The sequence below is a fragment of the Swaminathania salitolerans genome, from assembly GCF_007988945.1.
Classification (GTDB): domain Bacteria; phylum Pseudomonadota; class Alphaproteobacteria; order Acetobacterales; family Acetobacteraceae; genus Swaminathania; species Swaminathania salitolerans.
Genome location: NZ_BJVC01000002.1, coordinates 272,286 through 293,329, shown reverse-complemented (window position 1 = coordinate 293,329; position 21,044 = coordinate 272,286). Strand labels below are relative to the sequence as shown.

The window sequence follows — 21,044 nt, the reverse complement described above, 5'->3', positions numbered from 1 at the left end:
CGGTTCGGACCTATTCCTATCCTGACACTCTTTTGACAACGAAATAAGTTTCGTTTCCGTGGCCGATCGGGCATGATCGGCCCTTTAGACATGGGCGACTTCCAAAATTCCTGACCTGGCCACACCTCCTTCCCTTCCCCCGTCGATCGCAGCGCGTCGCAAGACCCTCGCGCAGATCAATGCCGATTACGAGACGAACGGACTGAAACGTTCGCTCACCGCGACCCAACTGGTTATGCTCGGTGTCGGCTCGACGATCGGGGCCGGGATCTATGTTATGACCGGAACTGCGGCCGCGGAATATGCCGGGCCGTCCATTCTCGTCTCCTTCGTCATCGCCGCGCTCGCCTGCCTCTTCACGGCCTTTTCCTACGGAGAGCTTGCATCCAGCCTGCCGGTTTCCGGTTCCGCCTATTCCTATGCCTATGTGTCGATGGGAGAGAGAGCGGCCTGGACCGTCGGGTGGCTGCTTCTCCTGGAATATGGAATCTCCTGCGCTGCGGTCGCTTCCGGCCTTTCAGGATATGCGTCGAGCCTGCTCTCGGGCTTCGGGGTGCACGTTCCGGCAGCGTTTCGTCAGGCGACCTTCCAGACTGTCCCCGGCAGTGGCGGCATGGTCATAACGGCCGGATGGCGTTTCGATCTCGTCGCGACCCTTGCCATAGCCGTGGTGACAGCCTGCCTCGTTCGCGGCGTTCAGGAATCCGCGCGGGTGAATACGGTCATCGTCTTCATAAAGGTCGGTGTTCTGGCCCTGTTCGTCGGTTGCGGTCTCTTTGCGCTGCATCCGGCCTATTGGCATCCGTTCATCCCCGAATATCAGGGCGGGTTCCAGTACGGCGTACCGGGCATGTTTCGTGCCGCCTCGATCATCTTCTTCGCCTATGTCGGGTTCGAGGCGGTCTCCACGGCATCCGCCGAAGCCCGTAACCCGAGACGGGATGTCCCGATCGGGATCATCGGAAGCCTCGTCATCTGTACCCTCGTTTATGTCTGCGTCGCTTCGGTACTGATCGGGATCGTCCCCTATCGTGAGCTGAACGTCGCCGATCCGCTGGCGATCGCTGTCAGGGCCATGAAGCAGCCCTGGCTCGCGCTTTTCGTCAATCTCGGTGCGACGATCGGTCTCTGCTCGGTGCTGCTCGGCCTTCTCTACGGTCAGACGCGCATCTTTTTCGCCATGAGCCGCGACGGTCTGCTCCCGCCGGTCTTCTCCTACGTGCATCCCCGTTTTCGAACGCCCTGGACCGGGACGATCCTGCTCGGACTCCTCGTCGCTCTCGCAGCCGCCATTCTGCCGATCGACGTCATCAGCGATCTGGTCAGTATCGGAACGGCTGCGGCATTCGGTATCGTCTGTTTCACCGTGATCTGGCAGCGCAACATGCATCCGGAGATGCCGCGCAGCTTCAGCGTTCCTCTTGGCGGCGTGACGATCGGAGGATGGTGGATCGGCATTGCCCCCACGCTCGGCATGATCTTCTGCGTCGTCATGATCGCCCCGCTCTTTGCGGATATGGCGCGTGCCCTGATACGGGGCAATCCGGTCCCGGCCTTGCTGCTATGCGCCTATGCTGTGCTCGGCTTTGCGACATACTGGTTCTATTCGCGGCATAACTCGAACTTCGCGCGGGAAAGGCGGGACTGATCGTCCTCTGCCGATGCGGCCCCCGGAACGGGGCGTCCGCCTTTTCCCTCAGCTGAACCACTCTGTCTCACAGGAGACGCGCCTTTCCCCGGTCGCGCCGTTTACCCACAGATTTCGTGGATGTGTCCGTGGGTAAGGATGTGGAAAACCTGAGGGAAACCCGGGAACAGGGTGTGCAACGCGATATGCAGCATATCGACCCGGACACCCGGTCGGGCTGCAGGGTCCTGCGCGTTCCGGTGGGCGTTTTCCGGAGCAGGACCTCTCTGTCCGGACAAGGCGGAGCAAGACCCCGCCCCTCGCTCCCGGCCCTGGCCTCGGCCCCGGACACGATCCAACGGGGCGGGCGATCCGCAAAACAGGAGCGGCAATCTCCGGGCAGGCGTGGCGCTCAGCCCGCCCGGAGGTGTTGCGCGCCCTAGCGCAACGACAGCGCTGCCAGCTCCTCCCCGACGACCCGTGCGCAAAGCGCAAGAGAGATCGCCCCTGCATCAGGATGGCCCTTGCTTCGTTCGCCGTGGGTGCGGGCGCGCCCCAGACGCGGAAGAAGATCCTTCGTCGCTTCGGCGGCTTCCATCGAGACGATGGCGGCATCCTGCCAGGACCGGGCGATCGGCTCGCCCTTGCGCAGATTGTCTTCGAAAGTCTCCACCAGAGGATGAAGCGCATCCATGAGCGTCTTGTCGCCGGGACGTGCCTTGCCCAGCGCCATGATTTTCTCCATGGCGCGGCGCAGACCGGTGGCAATGCTTTGCGCGTCCGGAGCGGCTGCGTCGTCGAATGCCGTGCTGAAGGCGAAAAGTCCGGCCCCCCACAGAGCGCCCGACGTTCCGCCGGCCCGATCGGCCCATGCATCGGCAGCGGCCGCAAGGACGGAAGCGGGGCCCGCTCCGGCATCGACGGCGGCCAGAGCCGCCCGGGCGGCAGCGCCTGCGCCCCGGGCCATTCCCTGCCCATGATCGCCATCGCCTGCCAGGGCGTCGATCTGTCCGAGTTCATGTTCGGCGGCACTCAGCGCCAGGGACAGTTTGTGCATGACGGTTGCGACGCAGCGCCCGCCCTGACGCCCCGCCTCTGTCAGGGATTTCATGTAGGCGGAGGGAATATCCGCAGGCGAAGGCGTTCCCCCCGTGAACGAACCTGAGACGAGGTCGCGCCGGAATGCCGCGGATTCCACGGGCGCGCGCCACAGTCGCTCGAGTTCCTCGTCGAGCCAGACGATGGTGAGAGAGCACCCGGCCATGTCGAGGCTGGTGATGTATTCCCCGGCAAGTGGTGCGATGACCGTATAGCCAGCGTTCTCGAGATGCGGGATGATCGCCTCCCACAACACGAAGAGCTCCTCGTATTTCGTCGCGCCCAGCCCGTTCAGGACCGCCGTGATGCGTGAGCCGCCCCCTGCCGGTGCTTCGCGAAGCAGACGGTCGCAGAGCAGGCTCGCCAGCGCTTCCGCACTCAACACATCCGTCTCGTCGATGCCCGGCTCGCCATGCACCCCGAGCCCGATGGCCATGCGGCCATCCGGAACATGGAAGAGCTTTTCCTTTTCTCCCGGCAAGGTGCATCCGTCGAAAGCGACGCCGAAGGTCCGTGTACGGGCGTTTGCGTGCTTTCCGATCGCCTCGACCTGATCGAGGGTCATGCCCTCTTCGGCCGCGGCGCCAATGATCTTGAAGACGGGCAGATCCCCGGCGGTGCCACGCCGTCGCGGTGCCTCGTCTTCGGGCGCGCTGGCAATGTCGTCCGTCGTCGCGATCATGCGGGTATCGATGCCCTCGGCCCTCAGACGCTCGGCTGCGATGCTGAAATTGAGGACGTCACCGGCGTAGTTGCCATAACCGAGAATGACGCCGCCACCGAGATGGGCTTCCCGCGCGATGCGCAGAATGGCCTGGGTCGAGGGAGAGGCGAACACATCGCCTGCAACGGAGGCATCGGCGAAGCCCTTGCCGACATAACCGTTGAAGGCCGGGAAATGGCCCGATCCACCCCCGACGACGAGACTTACCTTCCCTCGGGTGGCCGGACGGGACCGGATCACGCCCCCTCGTACGAGCCTTACGATATCGCGGTGGATATCGGCGAAACCCCGCAGGGCGGATGTCGCGAAATTTTCGGCATCGCCGCAGATCTTGGTCATGGAGATGGCTCCCTGATAGGTGAGGACCCGGGAGAGGCCGTCAGGCCTCCCGGTTGAAGTAGCGGCGGGCGACGGAGTCGAACGAGATCGCAGCAACGACGATCCCGCCGCTGACGATCGACTGCCAGTAGGGCGAGATACCGAACAGCACGATGACATTCTCGATGATGCCGATGATGACGGCTCCCAGCACGGCGCCGAAGGGGCTGCCGAGCCCGCCGGTGGTTGCGACGCCGCCGATTACCGCAGCGGCGATCGGAGCGAGCACCCAGGTATCGCCGATCGAGGGCTGCGCCGTACCCAGTCGGGCGACCATGACGATTCCTGCGAGTGCCGAGAGAAACCCCGCACTGGCGAAGGCACAGATCCGGATCGCGTCGACCCGGATGCCGAGCATGCGTGCCGCGGCCTTGTTGCTGCCGATGGCATAGACATAGCGACCGAGCGGCGTGCGCAGCATCACGAAGGAGACGATGGCGAGACAGACGAGAAGGATGACGAACGGCACCGGAAGACCGAACATCATGCCGCGCCCCAGAAACGAGATGGCTCCCGGTATGCCCGTAATGGCGACGCCCTTGGTCAGAACGAGATTGGCACCGCCGTACACACCCGCCATGCCGATCGTGAGCACGAGCGAATGAAGGCGGAGCTGCGTGATGAGAACGCCGTTGAGCAATCCGCATGCCGTGCCGAGCGCGAGACAGAGCACGAGAGACAGCCACGGATCGAGGCCGAACTGCACCATGAAGAGTCCGCCGGCAACGCCGGACAGGCCGCCTATGGCGCCGACGGAAAGATCGAGTTCGCCGAGGATCATCAGAATGGCCTGGCCGATGGTCACGAGCCCCACGAAGGCGAGCGACCGGGCGATGATCTTCATGTTGAAGGCTGTGAGAAAATGCGCGGATAACAGGCAGGAAAGGACGAAGATCACGACGAGCGCGACGACCACGCCGCAAAGCGGATTGGCCGCCACTGTCTTGATCCGGTCCGCCAGCGAGGGCGGCGGTGGAAGCTGGGCGCCCGATGCGGGGGCCGGTGCTGGCGAGGTTTCAGGCGACATGGCTGGTCTCCGGCGAGCCGATGATGGCGGCTACCAAGGTGCTGACATCTGTGTCGGCATGATCGAACGAACCGTTGATCTGGCCGGCATACATGGTGACGATCCGGTTCGCGCAACGCTGGAGTTCACTCATTTCCGAGGAAACGAGAATGATCCCCACGCCTTCTTCGGCAAGAGTCTGCATGATCCGGTAGATCTGGAACTTCGTTCCGATATCGATACCCTTCGTCGGTTCGTCGAAAATCAGCAGCCGCGGCTTGCGGGCCATTGCCCGCCCGATGATCGCTTTCTGCTGGTTTCCGCCCGAGAGGAACATGATCTTCTTTTCGGGCGAGGACGTCCGTACATCGAACCGGCCGATGATGTCCGATACGGTCGCGGTTTCGCGGGCGCCGGAAATGAGCCCGCCTTTCGTGATCGCGCCGGTCACCGCCAGAGCGATATTCTCGCGCACGCTGAGCATGGGGAAAATGCCGTGATGCTTGCGCTCTTCCGACAGATACATCATTCCGGCCCTGACCGCCTTGTCCGGGCGGTTGCGGGCGATCTCCTTCCCTTCGAGCATCACGCGGCCCGCGCGCGCTTTCCGGAAGCCGAACATCGTCTGCATCACTTCGGAGCGTCCGGCGCCCACGAGGCCCGCAAAACCGAGGATCTCGCCTCGACGGAGGGTGAAGGACACATCGTCGAATCCGGGGCCCGACAGCCCCTCCACCGACAGGATGACATCGTCGTCGCGCGTTTCGCTGCGCGACTGGAATTGCTCGTCCAGCTTGACCGTGCTGCCCGACATGAGACGGATCAGCTCGCTTTCCGTCATGTCCGCCATCGGGAAGGTGCCGACGCTGCGGCCGTTCCGAAGCACGGTGACGGTGTCTCCGAGAGAGAAGATCTCCTCCATCTTGTGAGAGACGAAGACGATGGCGATGCCCTTGTCACGCAGGTCGTTGACGATGCGGAAGAGCCGTTCCGTTTCCTTCGCTGTCAGCGACGAGGTCGGCTCGTCCAGGATCATGATCCTGAATTCCTCCTGGGTCGCCGCGCGGGCGATCTGGAGAAGCTGCTGATCCGGAACGCTGATATCGGCCACCTTCTGATCGGCGCGGGCATGAATGCCGAAGCGGGAGATGAATTTCTCCGCCTCGCGCTCCATGGCCTTTTCGGAAACGGTGATCGTCCCGAAGCCGCTCCGCCCGAAGGGCATGAACATGTTTTCGGCGACGGTAAGATAGGGAAAGAGATTCAGTTCCTGGGGAACATAGGCGACACGCTGGAACAGACGCGGCTCCTGGAGCGCATCGCCATCCTCGATGGCGAGTGCTCCCTCATCGGGACGGACGAGCCCGGACAAGGTCTTGATCAGCGTCGATTTGCCCGCGCCGTTCTCACCGGCAAGGATATGGACCTTGCCGGGTTCGAGCGTGAGGTCGATATGGTCCAGGGCGACAACTCCCGGATAGGATTTGCGGATACCCGTTGCTTTGAGAAGGACCATTGTCCCGTCTCCATCGTTTATTTGGAGAGCGTTTTTTTCGTGATGATATCGATGCCGGTATCGATGTTCTTGGGTGTCTGCTGCCCGAGGGCCTTCTGCCACGCCGCGATGACGGCCCAGTATCCCTGCATCTCGGGACGGCTCGACGCCGATGAGTCGACCACGCCGTCCCTGATCAGCTGGAGCATGTCGTTGAGATTGTCGAGGCCGACTTCCTTGACCTTCCCGACCTTTCCGCTCTCGCGAATGGCCTGGCCGATCCCGACGGGGCCGGCTGCATCGCACGCAACCCAGCCTGCGAGATCGGGATGGGCCTGCATGATCGCCGAAGCCTGCTTCTGGGCCGTCTCGATGCTGTCATTGTCGATCCCGGTCGCGACGACCTTGATATCGGGATATTTCGAAAAGACCTTGAGCTCGCAGCGCGCGCGCAGCGCGTGATTGGGCGCGGTGGGGACGCCCATCATGATGGCGACCTCGCCCTTGTTGCCGATCAGCTTCGCGAGACGCTCGGCCGCAAGGGTTCCCTGCTCGCAGAAATCAGCGCCGACAGCCGTGATGTTCATTCCTTCCGGCGGGAGGGAATCGAACACGGTCATCGGGATCTTCTCCTCGACCGCCTCCTGCATCGTCGCGCGATTGCCCTTCTCGTCGAGAAGATCGAGAATGAGTCCGTCGGGATGGGTGGCGATCGCCCGCTCGATGATGTCGTTCTGGGTCGAGACATCGGCGGTTTGCGGCGCACGATACTCCACGGTGATCTGGCGACCGGTCGCCTTGCTCAGAAGAGCGGCGGCGGCCTGGGCGCCGTTATTGGCCTTGTCGAACCAGGGATGAACGGCCTTCGGGATCATGACGAAGCGCATGGGACCCGTATCCGTGGCAGCCTGGGCTGACAGGGGAGCACAGAGGAGAGTAGCGGCGGCAAGCAGGGCTTTTTTCATCGGATGAGACCCTTATGGTCAGGTTAATCCATCAGGAACATGAATTGGGCGAATACTTCCGGTCCAGGGCGTCGATACCGTCGACATTGCGCGACGATGCGCTTGCCGGATCGAATTCCTTGGCCAGCCATGCCTCGGCGATGGCTTTCGCAAGCTCGACGCCGATCACGCGCGCGCCCATGGTGATGATATGGGCGTTGTTCGACAGCGCCGCGCGCTCGGCGGAATAGGTGTCGTGGGTCTGCGCCGCACGGATACCGGGGATCTTGTTCGCGGAAATCGCAACCCCGATCCCCGTGCCGCAGCACAGGATACCGCGCTCATAGGTGCCGGCCAGAATGGCGCGTCCCACGCGCTCGCTGAGCTCGGAATAGAGCTCGCCGGTTCCGCTTTCCGGCTTCGACAGATCGGTTACGTAAAAACCCTTTGCCTTGAGATGGGCCACGATCTGCTGGGCGAGGCCTTCGCCGGCGCTGTCGCCACCAACTGCAATTTTCATCGTTCGTCTCTTTTCCTTGAATTCAGTGGGAGGAGGCACGCGATGCGGAGGTCTCCTCGTCGAGCGCTGCGACGTGAAGATTGATACCCGCATCGAGCATCTTGGTTTTCTGACGATCGGAAACACCGGAATCGGTGATCACCACGTCGAAATCGGAGAGATTCGCGAGACGGTTGAGCGCCGTGACGTCGAATTTGTGGCTGTCGATCATGAGGATCCGACGATCGACGATTTCCATGAGCGCCATCTTGCATTTCACGATTTCCTGCTCCTGATGATAGGCGCCGAGATCGCGAACGGCCGAGACCGACATGAACAATGTATTCGCCCGCAGCGATTTCGAGCTCTGCTCGCACAGAATGCCGAGGAAGGCGTCGAAACGCGGGTGATATTTTCCGCCCAGGCAGATCAGATTGACATCCCTGGCACCGGCAATTTGGGTAGCTATGCCCATGCTGTTGGTCAGCACCGTGAGCGGCATCGCAGAGGGGAGCTGCTCCGACAGCACGCGCGATGTGGTGGAATCGTCCAGAGCGATGATATCGCCCGCCTTGATGAAGGACGCCGCGACACGCGCTATGGCATGTTTCTCCCGCGAGGCCCGCCGCATCCGGTGAACGACGCTCGTCTCCATGACGCCGCTGGCGAGCATGGTCACGCCACCATGCACCTTGCGGACCAGCCCCTGCTCCGACAGAGCGTGGAGGTCGCGATGGATCGTCATGCGGCTGGTGGAGAAACGCTCGACGAGTTCCTCGATCTGGGCGCCACCGTTTTCGAGAACGTAATCCAGTATCTCGCGGCGACGCGCCGATACGGCCTTGCTCTCGATTCCGATGCCGCCGCTCATGATGCCACCGACCGGATGATCGCCTCCAGCCCGGCGGGGCTCCAGGCCGAGCGACCGATGAACACGCCATCGACATCCGCGAGCGCGGTATAGCCGGACGCGTTCTCGAGCGAGACGCTTCCGCCATAGAGGATCGGAACCCGTCTCGCGATATCGACCCCTGCGAGTTCCGCAAGGACAGAGCGCAATCTCGCATGAGCCGCAGCGACGAAATCCGATTCTGCAGCCCGCCCCTGCGCACCGATCGCCCAGACCGGCTCGTAAGCGAGACGGATGGCGCCGATCGAGGCTGCAGGAAGCTCGTGAAGCGCCATGCGGACCTGCCTCGCGAGGGTGTCGTGTGTCGCACCCGAGGCATATTCCTCCGCACTGTCGCCGATGCAGATCAGCGGCGACAATCCGTGATGCAGGGCAGCCTTGACCTTGAGATTGACGGTCACATCCGTTTCGCCGAAATGCTCGCGCCGTTCGGAGTGGCCCAGCTCGATCAGTGTTGCGCCGCACTCCCTGACCATCGGAGGCGATATCTCGCCGGTCCAGGCACCTTCGTCCTCCCAGTGCATGTTCTGGGCGCCGACCTGCCATCGGGTCGCTTCGAGCAGTCCCGCAACGGCTTCGAGCGAGGTGAAGGGCGGAATGACGAAAGGGTGTATCCCGTCAGGAACATCGATCGCAGCGAGGGCCTCGGCGGCCGCCCGGGCGGCGCTGGGGCCCTTGTTCATTTTCCAGCTGGTTCCTACCCAGAGCGGTTTTCTTGACATCTTTGTCCCCGAGATCGAGCGAAACGGAAAATCTAACGCTAACGATGTGATACTATCTCAGAGAATAACAATGACAAGGATATAATCTCACTCAGTTAGTTCACATTGATATGATTTAGACAGAAGTCGAAGCCGGAGACTCTGGATTTCGCGCGGTTTTCCGCGATTTTTGACATGATATGAAATGTTATCATGCAATGATATATGAAACACAAACTGCGATACGTCCCCCGCCGGTCCGGCGGGGGACGGACATGGATCAGGAATGCAGGCCGTGCTGCGTCCGGGCGACCTGCCAGCAGGCGTTTTCCTGTCTGTCCCGCTCTGTCGTGTCCCAGCCGAGCGGGGCGGCCAGGATGTCGCAGATCTCGGACAGGACCTCCCGGTTCAGCGCACCCGAGAGCGCGATGGGCGTGCGTCGGTAAACGAGGTCATCCACGGTGCGAACGAGTTCGTCACGCGCCAGACAGATCAGCTCGTTACGTGTGTAGTCGGGAAGGCTGGCAAGAGGCGCGTCTTCCGAGCGTCCGCAGGATGCGGCAATGCGCTCCGCTGTCGTGCCGTAACGCTCGAACAGCGTAGCTGCGCGAGCGACGCTGATGTCGTGCCGCGTCGAGAGCGTCCGGATATAGGCCGAACGCGCGCGTTCGGCCGGATAGCCCGCGCCGCCGCCGATCGCGCGCTCACGGGAAGACAGCCTGCGTTTGCGACCGAGGCGGTTGAGGATATCGTCGGCGACCTCCTCCGACAGCCCGCGGAACGTCGTCCATTTTCCTCCCACGAGAGACAGCACCGGCTTGCCCTGCGCCCGATCGGCATGCACGACATGGTCGCGGCTGATCGCTCCCGGATCGTCGGCATTGGACGCAGGAAGCGGTCGCACGCCGCAATAGCGATAGATCACGTCACGATCGGTGAAGCGGAACCCGGGAAAGAGCTGACCGAGCATGTCGAGCATGTAGCGCTGTTCGTCTTCGGAGCATGTTGCGCTGTCGGGGTCGTTCACGGGGATATCGGTCGAGCCCACCAGCACGTGTCCCATGAAGGGATAGGCGAGACAGATCCGTCCGTCGGGTGTGCCGAAATAGACCATCTGCCCCGCAAGCTCACGCAGGAGACCGGGATGATCGAGCACGAGATGCGAACCCTTCGTGCCCCCGATATAACGGGTATGCAGCCCCAGATCCGCGTTGATCCGGTCGATCCATGCGCCGCCAGCATTCACGACCAGATCGGTGGTGACGGTTGTTGTCGTGCCGTCCAGCGCATCCCGCAGGATCAGTTTTCCCGCTTCGAAACCGGCAACCGTCGTGTAGGTCCTGACGGCGCAACCGAGATTGAGCCGCAGCGCGTCTTCCACGCATTCGAATCCCAGTCGTTCCGGTTGTGTAATGGCGGCGTCGAAATAGCGGCCCGTCGCGATGACCTTGTGGCTCATATGCGGCCAGGCTCTGCGCATCTTCCGTCCGATCGAAAGCGTATGGCGTGGCATGACGCGGGCACGTCGCCCGAGGAAGTCGTAGATCTGCATCCCGATTTCGGTGATCGCTATGCCCCTGTCGGCCAGTTTCGCCTTGAGGCGCAGGAAGCGCTTGATCGAAGGCAGGATCCCGCCGAGCCAGGAATGGATCGGGATGATCGTGGGAAGCGGTTTGACCACATGCGGTGCATTGCGCAGAAGCAGGTTGCGCTCCAGGGTGGATTGCGCCACGAGGCGGAACTCCCCCGTCTCGAGATATTTGATTCCGCCGTGGATGAGGCGCGAGGGTGCGGCGGACGCCCCGGCGCAGATATCCCCGCGGTCGATCAGCAGGACATTGAGTCCCTGCAAAGCCAGCTCCCGGAACAGACCGGCGCCGTTTATCCCGGCACCGATGATGGTCACGTCGAAATGTGCGGAGTCGAGGCAGGGAGCGGAATGAGTCATCGGGTATTATCCGTTCGCGTATGAAAGCGCCTGCAGAACAGGCGGCGGGATGATAACGCTGTTCGGCAGCGTAAGAGGACCAGGCGCGACGTAAGGCTGTGTCTCGTCGCGGGGATGGTTGTTGCGGGGATGGATCACGCCACCACCGGGGATACGCCAACCGGGGGCATATCGATCTGGGGTGTATCGACCTGGGACGCATCGATCAGGCCCGGCCAGAAAGGCGCGAGTGCCTCCGCAACGGCCCTGTAACGGGCATATTGCCTGTCATGGAAGCAGGTCATGCGGGGGGCGGGGGTAAATTGACGCGGTTCGATATCGAGCGCGGCGACTGCGCTCTCGAGCGACGCGTGAACGCCGCTCGCCACCCCCGCGGTCAGGGCGGCCCCCAGGGCGCCTGCTTCGCGCACCGGAGAGGTCATAACCGGACGCCCCAGTATGTCGGCGAAAAGCTGTCCGATCTCCGGCCTTCTGCTTCCCCCTCCGGATATACCGAGACGCAGTACGGGGCCGGTTTGCAGCAGATCCTCGACATGCTGACGGTGATTGAAGATCGTTCCCTCGATCATGGCCTGGAACAGGTCGATGGGGTCATGCCAGGATTGCAGACCGAGAAAAGAGGCGGTCGCAGGCGCCTCGAATGGCGAGCCGAACAGATAGGGATGATAGAGCGGAAGAACATGCCGGGAACGTTCGCCTGAAAAACGCGCGCCCGAAAAACGCGCGATTGCCCCGTCGATCAATCTGGCGGCGCAGTCCGGATCCCCGGGCGCCGTCAATCCGGCCATCCACTCCAGATTGCTCGCTGAAGCCGGAGAGATCGCCATGCAGTTCCACAATCCGCGTCGGTACCCGGCCCTGCAGGACCAGGTCCTGCCCGTCACGGGGCGGTCGCGAAGAACCTCGTTGATGGAGAAAGTACCGGCCGTTACGGTCATGTCGCCCGCGCGGATCTGACCGAGCCCGACCGCTGCCGCCGTGACGTCGTGAAGACCGGCCGAAACCGGCGTGCCGACCGCGAGCCCGGTAAGCCGCGCGGCCTCCGCGCTGACGCCCCCGGCTTGCGCACAGGAATCGAGCAGATCCGGCAAGGCGTGGGCAATGCCATCCAGGCCGAGCATATCGAGGATTTCCCGGCTGTATTCCTGGCTGTGCACATCCGTGAAGGCCGTGCTTGCCTCGGTCAGATCCGTTGCGATCTCTCCGGTCAGGCAGAGGCGTATCCAGTCCTTGGCAAAGAACGCAGTGCCGATGGCGTCGTAACGCGCGGGCTCATGATCCCTGATCCAGGCCAGAAGCGCGGTTGCGGAATAGGGATAGGGTCGTTGCCCGGAGCAGGGCATGACACGGTCGAGAAGGCCCGTGTCGCGCCAGGATTCGTGGATCTGGCGCGCACGGCTGTCGAGAGACATGATTCCGTGGCCGAGCGGTTGTCCCGAACGGTCGAGCAGAAAGAGACCGTCACCATGCGCGGTGACCCCGACGCCGGCGATCGCGCTCCCCTCGATACCGGCATCTGCGAGAGCTGCGCGCACCGTTCCTGCAACGATCTCCCAGGTCGCAGCCATGTCGCGCTCGACATGATGGGGAGTCGTCGTGATCTGGGCGACGCGTGCCTGCCCTACCCCTTCGATCCTGCCATCAGGCGTGAATATCACGGATTTGGCCGTCGACGAGCCGCAGTCAATGCCAAGGAGATAATGCCCACTCATAATCGTTGTCCTCAGTCGGTCACGCCAAGCCGTCGGTTTCCTGTTTCTAGAATGGCAATTACTGTGATAGAAATCACAATTGAGTGCGATATATGATACGAATTATTTGTCTCTGTCTGTGCAGGACAGCGCAGAGACGATGCATAACGGGTAGTCTACGCGCAGTCCCGGCGTGAGAGCATCTTGCTAGTGTGAGATGTTTGTGATATTTTTGTTATGTTACCTTCCGATCCGCTTCGATCCGAGGATCAAAGCCTAACCTGTCAAAGGCAGTTCGCGCATATGAGTGGTGATCTGAAATCGGCATCCCTGTCCGAGACCGGGATCAAGCGTCAGAACCTCAAAACCCGCCAGCAGCAGATTCTCGACCTCCTGTTCGAACAGGGGAATGCCAGTATCGAATTCCTGTCGGAGCATTTCGAGGTCAGCCGGATGACGATCCACAGGGACGCTCATGCGCTCGCGAGTCAGGGGCTCATCGACAAGATCCATGGCGGTATTACGCTGAAGAACCGGGCGCGTACCGAGAAAAACGTCGCCTATCGTCAGCACAGGGCAGCCAATCTCAAGAAGGCGATCATCCAGCGTGCCGTATCGATGATCGAACCCGGCCAGGTGGTCATACTCGATGATTCCACGACCGTTGCGGAAATGCTTCCCCTCCTCCCGGCCCGGGCGCCTCTGACCGTCATCACCAACGCCGTGGGGGTCGTTCAGGCTCTGGCACCGTTCCCCGGTATCAAGATCATCTGCCTCGGCGGCGATTACAGCAATTCACGAAACGCTTTCTTCGGCCTCGTATGCGAGCAGGCCGCACGATCGCTGCGCGGCAATATCATGTTCATGTCCACCTCGGTCATCTCGGGAGACACGGCATTCCAGAACGATCAGGATGTGGTCAAGGTCAAGCGCGCCCTGATGGCGATTGCCGATCAGAGCGTCCTTCTCGTGGATAGCACGAAGTTCCGGCAGGGAGGATTGCATCGCCTGACCTCGCTGCACGATTTCAGCCGTATCCTTACCGACACGCAGATCCGACCGGAAATCCGGCAGGATCTCGAAGCCGCCGGGATCCCGATCGAAACCTGCTGAAGAGGGTCTCTTGCAATCACGGCGCGGACTGACCGTCAGCGCTCCTCTTGTTGAGTGACATCGAGTATCGGATATGTTGGATCGCGGTCTCATGGTTTACCGGCCTCAAGAGCCGGAAAGGAAGCGTCACATCGGCCCAGACCGGATTTACAGTCCGATCCCTGCTCAGTCTCGACTCACCCCATATCCGCTCAAAGCATCTCCGTTCCGAGGCTGCTCGTGCCTGACGCATAGAGTCAAGATGGTCGAGACCGCGGCTGACCGATTCATCGTGGCGGAGTCGTATGGCCGGTGTCCAAAGGACTTTGTAACCAGATTTTGAGACACGCAAAGAGAGATCGACGTCACTATAGGAAATGGCGAGATGTTCGGCGTTGAAACAGCCTAGATCCTGAAAGAGAGATAGTCGCATCGCAAGAAACGCTCCGGTTACAGCCTCGCATTCTCTTGTGCACTGCCAGCGTGCGAATTGCTCCATGCTGTCCATCGGTTCATAGAGGCCGTCATGGATCACCGATCCTTGCCACCCAAGCAATATGCCACCGTGCTGAATCGTGTCGTCGGCGTAAAGCAATTTTGCGCCGACCATGCCCACTTCGTCGTCGTCGAGAAGTTGGCTCAACATGTCGTCCCAGCCCTCTGAAAGCATTTCCATATCGTCATTGCAGAAGACGACAATATGCGAGTCGCTCAGGGAGGCGGCTTCGTTATTCATATGCGACCAGTTGAATGCATGCGGGTCTCGCACGACGTTCAATTCTGCAATGTCTTCGAGACTCTCGAGGATGGCGAGGTCGTTGGGTCGGCTCGTCCTGTTGTCGACGACCGTTATCTTCACCCGTTCGCATGCACGGGCCTTGTCACGCAAGCTCGCTATCATGTCACGACATGAGGCTGCGTTATTATGGGTACATATCACGACATGAATGTCATGATCCCTGCTTAGGCTGGCAAAACGAGTGGGGAGTTCATTGCTTCCTGACGGGGATTTGTCAGAAAGCTCACGGTAGCTTTCGATTAACGGGTAAGGAATGTGAGCGACTTTCCGAGCACGTGATAGGTAAGCCTGTGGCGTTGTATCAATCGGGAGAGGCGTCCCTGCGAACAATGCGTTCTTCACACAAAAAGCGCTTCCCAGATAGTTGACCTGTTCGTTCCAGATTTCATCGAAGCATGGTTTGGAAAGCAGCGATATCCGCGATCGAGCCGTGCCACGGGATGCCACACCTTCATGACGGATCTCGTCGCAATAGGCGAAATCGGCACCGGACTCTATCGCAATCTTGAACCAGCGCAATGAGTTGGTGGTGGGGATGTCGCGGGAGGAAAGAAAGAGCACGTTCTCGCGCTCGATGTGATTTTCGAGGCCGGCGAACGTGTCGATGTGAACGACCTTCCGTCGCAACCGGGCTGGGCGATCCCAGTTCTCACGAACCGCTGGAGTGGCGCCGATAGTTACAAGGCGGAACGGATCGGAGATACGTGCCAATGCGTCGATTTGAAGTTGGAGAAGGTCTGGCTCTACGTCGAACTGTGGCAAGACGATCGCGAAGTCGTCATTTTCTATTTTTGTCTCGTTTTCGGCGACGAACATCTCGCGATGGGACGAGAAGTCTTCCCGGGGAATTGCCGTGAACGGATAGTTGAGGTTCATGATTCCCTTGCACGATCTCAACTCCTCGCCGATTGCTTCCAGTTTGCGGGCAACGTCGAGGGAGGCTATCAATGTCCGTGTGAAGCCTATATGCTGCGCTGCCGCGTGCTGGCTGAAGGAATCGCCGAGAAGTATGAGTTCGTCATGGGCATCATTATTCCCAGGGTCGCGCTTTAACGCAGCGCGATAGGCATCCAGAGCCGCGTTTCTCCGACCAGAGATTTTGAACGTATGGCCGAGTTGAAGATAGGCCTCGGCTTCATCAGGAAATTTGCTGATCACGTCGCGATAAACGCGTTCGGCTCTCTCCAGATCGCCCGAATCTTTAAGCATGTTCCCGCACTGAACATATAGATCCATACGGGATGGAGAGAGTGTATAAGCTGCCTCATACAGTAACGCGGCGTCTGGCGTATTACCTGCGTCCCGATTTCTATCTGCTTCCTCTAAAAACCGACGAAGCAGGCGCGCAAGCGCAGCGGGCATGCTCAGCCAGGGCGCCTCTTGGGACGCGCGATCTCGTTTATCCCCGAGGATCGTCCAGTCGCGTCTTATGACGGCTTTCGCCAGGGTTTCAAGATCTTCCGAGGCGTCGGATGCGCTCGCTTCGACGCGTATGGTTGCCTTTTTGAACAATCCCAACAAAATAGAGAGTTCCTCGCTCTAAACCTGACGGAAAAATACCGCGTAGTGTCTTCATCTCCGCTATTTCGCCGCTGTGGACAAGGCCACTGTCGCTACGCGCCAAAGCAAACGCAGGTCCGAATGAAGCGAGTGGCAGTACGAGGCTCTGCCACACCCGGAGTGGACGCGGCATGGCAGAGCCTCCCGGTCAGGCCGACGCCGCCAGGGTGTTCATGTCGATCACGAAGCGGTATTTGACGTCCGAGCGCAGCATGCGCGCATAGGCGGTCTCGATCTCGTCCATCGCGATCATCTCGACATCGGCCGTGATGCCGTGGGCTCCGCAGAAATCGAGCATTTCCTGGGTTTCAGGAATGCCGCCGATCAGCGATCCCGCGAAATTGCGACGCTTCATCAGGAGACTGAACACCGAGACGGGGAGCGGATCTTCGGGCGCCCCCACCTGCACCAGCGTGCCGTCTCTCTTGAGCAGCGCAAGATAGCTGTTGATGTCGTGCTGGGCGGAAACCGCATCGAGGATGAAATCGAAGCGTCCCGTTTCGCGCGCCATCGCCTCCTTGTCGGTGGAGAGCACGACCTCGTGGGCGCCGAGGCGCAATCCGTCCTCGATCTTGCCGCGGGAGGTGGTGAACAGGACGACTTCGGCTCCGAAGGCACGGGCGAATTTGACGCCCATATGACCGAGCCCCCCGAGACCCACGATACCGACGCGCTGGCCGGGGCCGACTTTCCAGTGGCGGAGCGGCGAATATGTCGTGATACCCGCGCAGAGCAGGGGGGCGACGGCGGCGAGGTCGAGCCCGTCCGGAACCTTGAGAACGAAGGCCTGATCGACGACGACAGATTTCGAATAGCCGCCCAGGGTAATCCCCCTGCCCTGGCGATCCTCGCCATTATAGGTGCCTACGAAGCCCTGCTCGCAATATTGCTCGTAGCCGTCGCGGCAGCTTTTGCATTCCCTGCAGGAATCGACCATGCAACCGACGCCGACGACATCGCCCTGCCGGAACCGGGACACATTGGTGCCGACTTCGCTGACGCGACCGACGATCTCGTGACCGGGGACGCAGGGATAGAGGGTGTTGCCCCATTCATTGCGCGCCTGATGGATGTCGGAGTGGCAGACACCGCAATAGAGGATCTCGATCCGCACGTCGTCAGGCCCGGTGTCGCGACGTTCGAAACTGAAGGGAGCGAGCGGGTCGGAAGCGCTGCGGGCGGCATAACCTGTACAGGACAGCATCGGTGGTCTCCTGGAGAGGGAAAGTCTGGAAACATCGCGGGATCCGTCCCTCGGCGGTGCGGAGCAGCGGGCGAGACGGTCCGGATGCGGTCAGGAGAGAAAAACGCGATACCCCTCCCCGGGTTTGCCCGGAAATATCCGGATCTCCCGGGGGCGGTCAAAGACTGGCGGTGCGCTCTCTCCATTGAGACAGTTTGATATAAAGAGTCGGCAAAACGAGCAAGGTGAGCGCCGTACAGGAGATGAGCCCCCCGATCACGACGGTCGCGAGCGGTTTTTCCACCTCCGCGCCTTCACTCATCGAGAACGCCATGGGGAAAAACCCGAGACAGGCGACCGTGGCCGTCGCCATCACGGGGCGAAAGCGTTCCCTGGCCGAAGTCACGGCGGCAGAGACGGCGTCCAGCCCCGCGAGGCGCTTGTCCCGGATATAGGAGATCAGAACGACGCCGTTCAGCGTGGCCACGCCGAACAGGGCGATGAAGCCGATTCCCGCGGAGATGCTGAATGGCATGCCGCGTATCCACAAGGCCATGATGCCGCCCGTTGCCGCAAAGGGTAGATTGACGAAAACCAGCCCTGCGAGCCAGACGTCGCCCAGTGCGAGAACCAGCAGGCAGAAGATGAGGACGAGCGTGATCGGCACCACGATCTCGAGCCGGGCCACGGCAGTCTGGAGGTTCTTGAACTGGCCGCTCCACTCGATGCGATAGCCCGGCGGCAACGCGATCTTTTTCTGCACGGCGCTCTGGGCCGCCTGAACGAAGGAACTCAGGTCGCGTCCGCGGACATTGGCCTGGACCATCATGCGCCGTTCGCCCTGGTTCCGGCGGATCGCGGCGGGGCCGTCCCGCGTGGTGATGTCGGCAACCTGCTCGAGCCTGACGACATGATCGCCACGGGTGACGACGGGAAGCATCCTGATATCGTCCATATCCTCTCGCCCGCCCGGTGCGATACGGACCTCTGTCGGGATCAGCGCATCCTGCAGCGAGACGGGTGGGCCGACATGTCCGCCCACTGACTCGACGACGTCGAGGACTTCGGCCGTGTCGACATCGAGGCGTGCTGCCGCCGTGCGGTCGACATCGATATGGAGATAGGGAATGGTCCCGACATCCTGGGGCGCCACGTCGGCGGCGCCCGGAACCGCAGCGACGACCTCAGCCGTCTCCGCGGCGAGTTTCATGAGCGTGTCGATCTTCGGGCCGTAGATCCCGATCGCGATCTGCGAGCGCACCCCGGACTGCAGATCGTCCATGCGCATCTGGATCGGCTGGCTCCAGTTGTAGAGCGATCCCGGATTGTCGCGAAGCAATGCCTTGTTGAATGCCGTGACGAGTCCTTCCTGGGTGGACGCCGTCTTCCATTCCGAACGCGGCTTGAGCAGCACATAGGTGTCCGACTGCTCGCCGCCCTGCGGATCGGTCGGAATGGCCGAGGTGCCGGTATTGCTGACGACGAGGCGCACATCGGGGAAGGCGCGCAAAGTCCGTTCGATCCGCTGGACGGCCCTGAGCGATGCATCGAGCGAAATGCCGGGAAGCCGGGTGGAGGTGACGATCAGGTCGCCTTCCTGCAACTGGGGGATGAACTCGCCGCCGAGGCGCGTGGTCAGTCCGACCGAGACGACCAGCACGGCAAGCGCGATCCCGACGACCAGACGACCGCGCGCCATGCACCAGCGCGAGGCAGGCTCGAAGCCACGGCGGAGGAACCGGATGAAGGCCGTGTCGTGCTCCGTTCCCGTGAGCGGATGCGCAGCCCCGGAGCCTTCCGGGCCTTTGCCCGGGGCGGCCTTGTTCTCTGCGGCTGTTTCTCCCCCGCTCGCTTCATGTGCCTCTTCGTGCGCCCCGTCATGCGCCCCATCCTGGGCATGGGTATGCGGCTTGATGCGCATGATCAGTGCAGCGAAGGCCGGGACGCAGACCAGGGCGTAAACCAGAGAGGCGATCAGGGCGAGAATCACCGTCTGCGCCATCGGGCGGAACATGCGTCCCTCGATCCCCTCCAGCGTGAGCACCGGAAGATAGACCATGATGATGATCAGGATCGCGAAGATCACGGGTCTTGCGACGGACGCGACGGTCGCCGCTATACGATGGGTCAGGGGAACGGAGGCCGCTGCCTGGCTCGCCAGAACGCTTTCGACGATCACGAGAGCACTGTCGACGACCATGCCGAAATCGATCGCGCCGAGACTGAGGAGATTCGCCGATATTCCCAGATGGTTCATGCCCACCATCGCGGCGACGAGCGAAAACGGAATGACCGAGATGATGACGAGCGATGCCCGCCAGTCGCCGATGACCACGAGAAGCACGACAAGCACCAGCAGCGCGCCCAGAAGGAGGTTTTCCTTCACCGTGTGGATCGTGACATCCGTCAGCGTCGCGCGGCTGTAATAGGGTTCGATCGTGACACCCTCGGGCAGGCTGTGCACGATCTGAGGCAGAGCCTTGCGGATCCGGTCCAGAGTCGCCTCCGCATTGGCGCCCTGCCGGAGCAGGATCACCGCATTGACGATCTCGCCCTGCCCGTCGCGGGTGACGCCGCCCAGCCTCGGCAGACGCCCCTCATGCACGCTTCCCACATCCCGGACATGGACGACGCCGCCATTGGGCATACTGCGCACCTGAACGTCGCCGAGCTCCGCCAGACTGTCGATGAGAGACCGCCCGACTATGACGTGCTGCTCGTCATTATGCTCGATCCACGCGCCGCCCGCTGCCTCGTTGTCCTGATCGACGGCGCGGAACACATCCGAAACGGAGACGCGATATTGTCGCAACGCCATCGGATTGAGAGCGACCTCGAAGGTCTGGGATGCGCCGCCGTTTATGTTGACGTCGATCACACCGGGGATCAGACGCAGCCTGGGAACGACGTTCCAGGTCATGATCCGGTTCAGCGCGGCGAGGGAGCGGCCTTTTCCGTGGATCTGGATCTGCATGATCTCGCCCATGCCTGTCGCCATGGGGCCCATACTGATCGAAAGCCCTCGCACGGTTACAGCTGCGCGTGCTGTGTCGAGCCGCTGCGCGACCAGTTCACGGGCGCGATAGATGTCGGTCCCGTCATCGAACTGGAGATACAGCACCGCGACGCCCGTGCGCGAAACCGAGCGCATCGACGTGACGCCGACGAGCCCCGACATCACCGTCTCTATGGGAAAGGTGACGAGGCGCTCGACCTCCTCGGTCGGAAGGCCCGGAGCCTGCACCGAAACCAGAACCTGCCGGGGGGAAATGTCGGGTACGGGCTCGACCGAAAGGGTTCGCAGATCGGCAATACCGGCGATCATGAGAAGGACCACGGCGCCGAGAATCGCGGCGCGGCCCTTCAGCAGCTTGAGCATGAACTGCATG

The 21,044-nt window shown here is 61.6% G+C and carries 14 protein-coding genes; 2 read left to right on the top strand and 12 right to left on the bottom strand.

Features of this window, described 5'->3' with window-relative positions:
- Positions 1–235 precede the first annotated feature (235 nt).
- Positions 236–1,648, top strand: coding sequence for an amino acid permease (locus tag SSA02_RS05385; protein WP_147092923.1), 1,413 nt, complete (start codon positions 236–238; stop codon positions 1,646–1,648).
- Positions 1,649–2,066: 418 nt separating this feature from the next.
- Here SSA02_RS05385 and SSA02_RS05380 read toward each other — a convergent pair whose 3' ends face one another.
- The 9 genes from SSA02_RS05380 to SSA02_RS05340 form a co-directional block, all read right to left on the bottom strand.
- Complete coding sequence (locus SSA02_RS05380; protein ID WP_147092921.1) at positions 2,067–3,788, bottom strand: dihydroxyacetone kinase family protein; 1,722 nt, start codon at positions 3,786–3,788, stop codon at positions 2,067–2,069.
- 40 nt (positions 3,789–3,828) lie between these two features.
- Positions 3,829–4,854, bottom strand: a complete 1,026-nt coding sequence (locus SSA02_RS05375) for an ABC transporter permease (RefSeq protein WP_147092919.1) — start codon at positions 4,852–4,854, stop codon at positions 3,829–3,831.
- Positions 4,844–6,349, bottom strand: coding sequence for a sugar ABC transporter ATP-binding protein (locus tag SSA02_RS05370; RefSeq protein WP_147092918.1), 1,506 nt, complete (start codon positions 6,347–6,349; stop codon positions 4,844–4,846). Before SSA02_RS05370 ends, SSA02_RS05375 begins: the two co-directional genes overlap by 11 nt.
- A 17-nt stretch (positions 6,350–6,366) precedes the next feature.
- Positions 6,367–7,293, bottom strand: a complete 927-nt coding sequence (locus tag SSA02_RS05365) for a substrate-binding domain-containing protein (protein WP_147092917.1) — start codon at positions 7,291–7,293, stop codon at positions 6,367–6,369.
- 31 nt (positions 7,294–7,324) lie between these two features.
- Positions 7,325–7,792, bottom strand: a complete 468-nt coding sequence (gene derI / locus SSA02_RS05360; protein ID WP_147092915.1) for a D-erythrulose-4-phosphate isomerase — start codon at positions 7,790–7,792, stop codon at positions 7,325–7,327.
- A 22-nt stretch (positions 7,793–7,814) separates the two neighbouring features.
- Positions 7,815–8,642, bottom strand: coding sequence for a DeoR/GlpR family DNA-binding transcription regulator (locus SSA02_RS05355; RefSeq protein ID WP_147092913.1), 828 nt, complete (start codon positions 8,640–8,642; stop codon positions 7,815–7,817).
- Positions 8,639–9,403 carry a triose-phosphate isomerase gene (locus SSA02_RS05350; protein WP_147092912.1) on the bottom strand — a complete coding sequence of 255 codons (765 nt, stop codon included), beginning with the start codon at positions 9,401–9,403 and terminating at the stop codon, positions 8,639–8,641. Before SSA02_RS05350 ends, SSA02_RS05355 begins: the two co-directional genes overlap by 4 nt.
- Before the next feature lie 259 nt (positions 9,404–9,662).
- On the bottom strand, positions 9,663–11,330 hold the full coding sequence (locus SSA02_RS05345) for a glycerol-3-phosphate dehydrogenase/oxidase (RefSeq protein WP_147092911.1): 1,668 nt from the start codon (positions 11,328–11,330) through the stop codon (positions 9,663–9,665).
- Between the two features lie 134 nt (positions 11,331–11,464).
- On the bottom strand, positions 11,465–13,042 hold the full coding sequence (locus SSA02_RS05340) for an FGGY-family carbohydrate kinase (protein WP_147092910.1): 1,578 nt from the start codon (positions 13,040–13,042) through the stop codon (positions 11,465–11,467).
- A gap of 282 nt (positions 13,043–13,324) precedes the next feature.
- On the opposite strand from SSA02_RS05340, the gene SSA02_RS05335 reads away from it, so the two are divergent.
- Complete coding sequence (locus tag SSA02_RS05335) at positions 13,325–14,134, top strand: DeoR/GlpR family DNA-binding transcription regulator (protein WP_147092909.1); 810 nt, start codon at positions 13,325–13,327, stop codon at positions 14,132–14,134.
- Positions 14,135–14,150: 16 nt separating this feature from the next.
- Here SSA02_RS05335 and SSA02_RS05330 read toward each other — a convergent pair whose 3' ends face one another.
- The 3 genes from SSA02_RS05330 to SSA02_RS05320 form a co-directional block, all read right to left on the bottom strand.
- The gene (locus SSA02_RS05330) at positions 14,151–16,430 is read right to left on the bottom strand and encodes a glycosyltransferase (protein WP_147092908.1); all 2,280 of its coding nucleotides are present in this window, start codon (positions 16,428–16,430) and stop codon (positions 14,151–14,153) included.
- Between the two features lie 190 nt (positions 16,431–16,620).
- Positions 16,621–17,676, bottom strand: a complete 1,056-nt coding sequence (locus SSA02_RS05325) for an NAD(P)-dependent alcohol dehydrogenase (protein WP_147092907.1) — start codon at positions 17,674–17,676, stop codon at positions 16,621–16,623.
- Between the two features lie 157 nt (positions 17,677–17,833).
- On the bottom strand, positions 17,834–21,043 hold the full coding sequence (locus SSA02_RS05320) for an efflux RND transporter permease subunit (RefSeq protein ID WP_147092906.1): 3,210 nt from the start codon (positions 21,041–21,043) through the stop codon (positions 17,834–17,836).
- Between the last annotated feature and the right edge of the window lies 1 nt (position 21,044).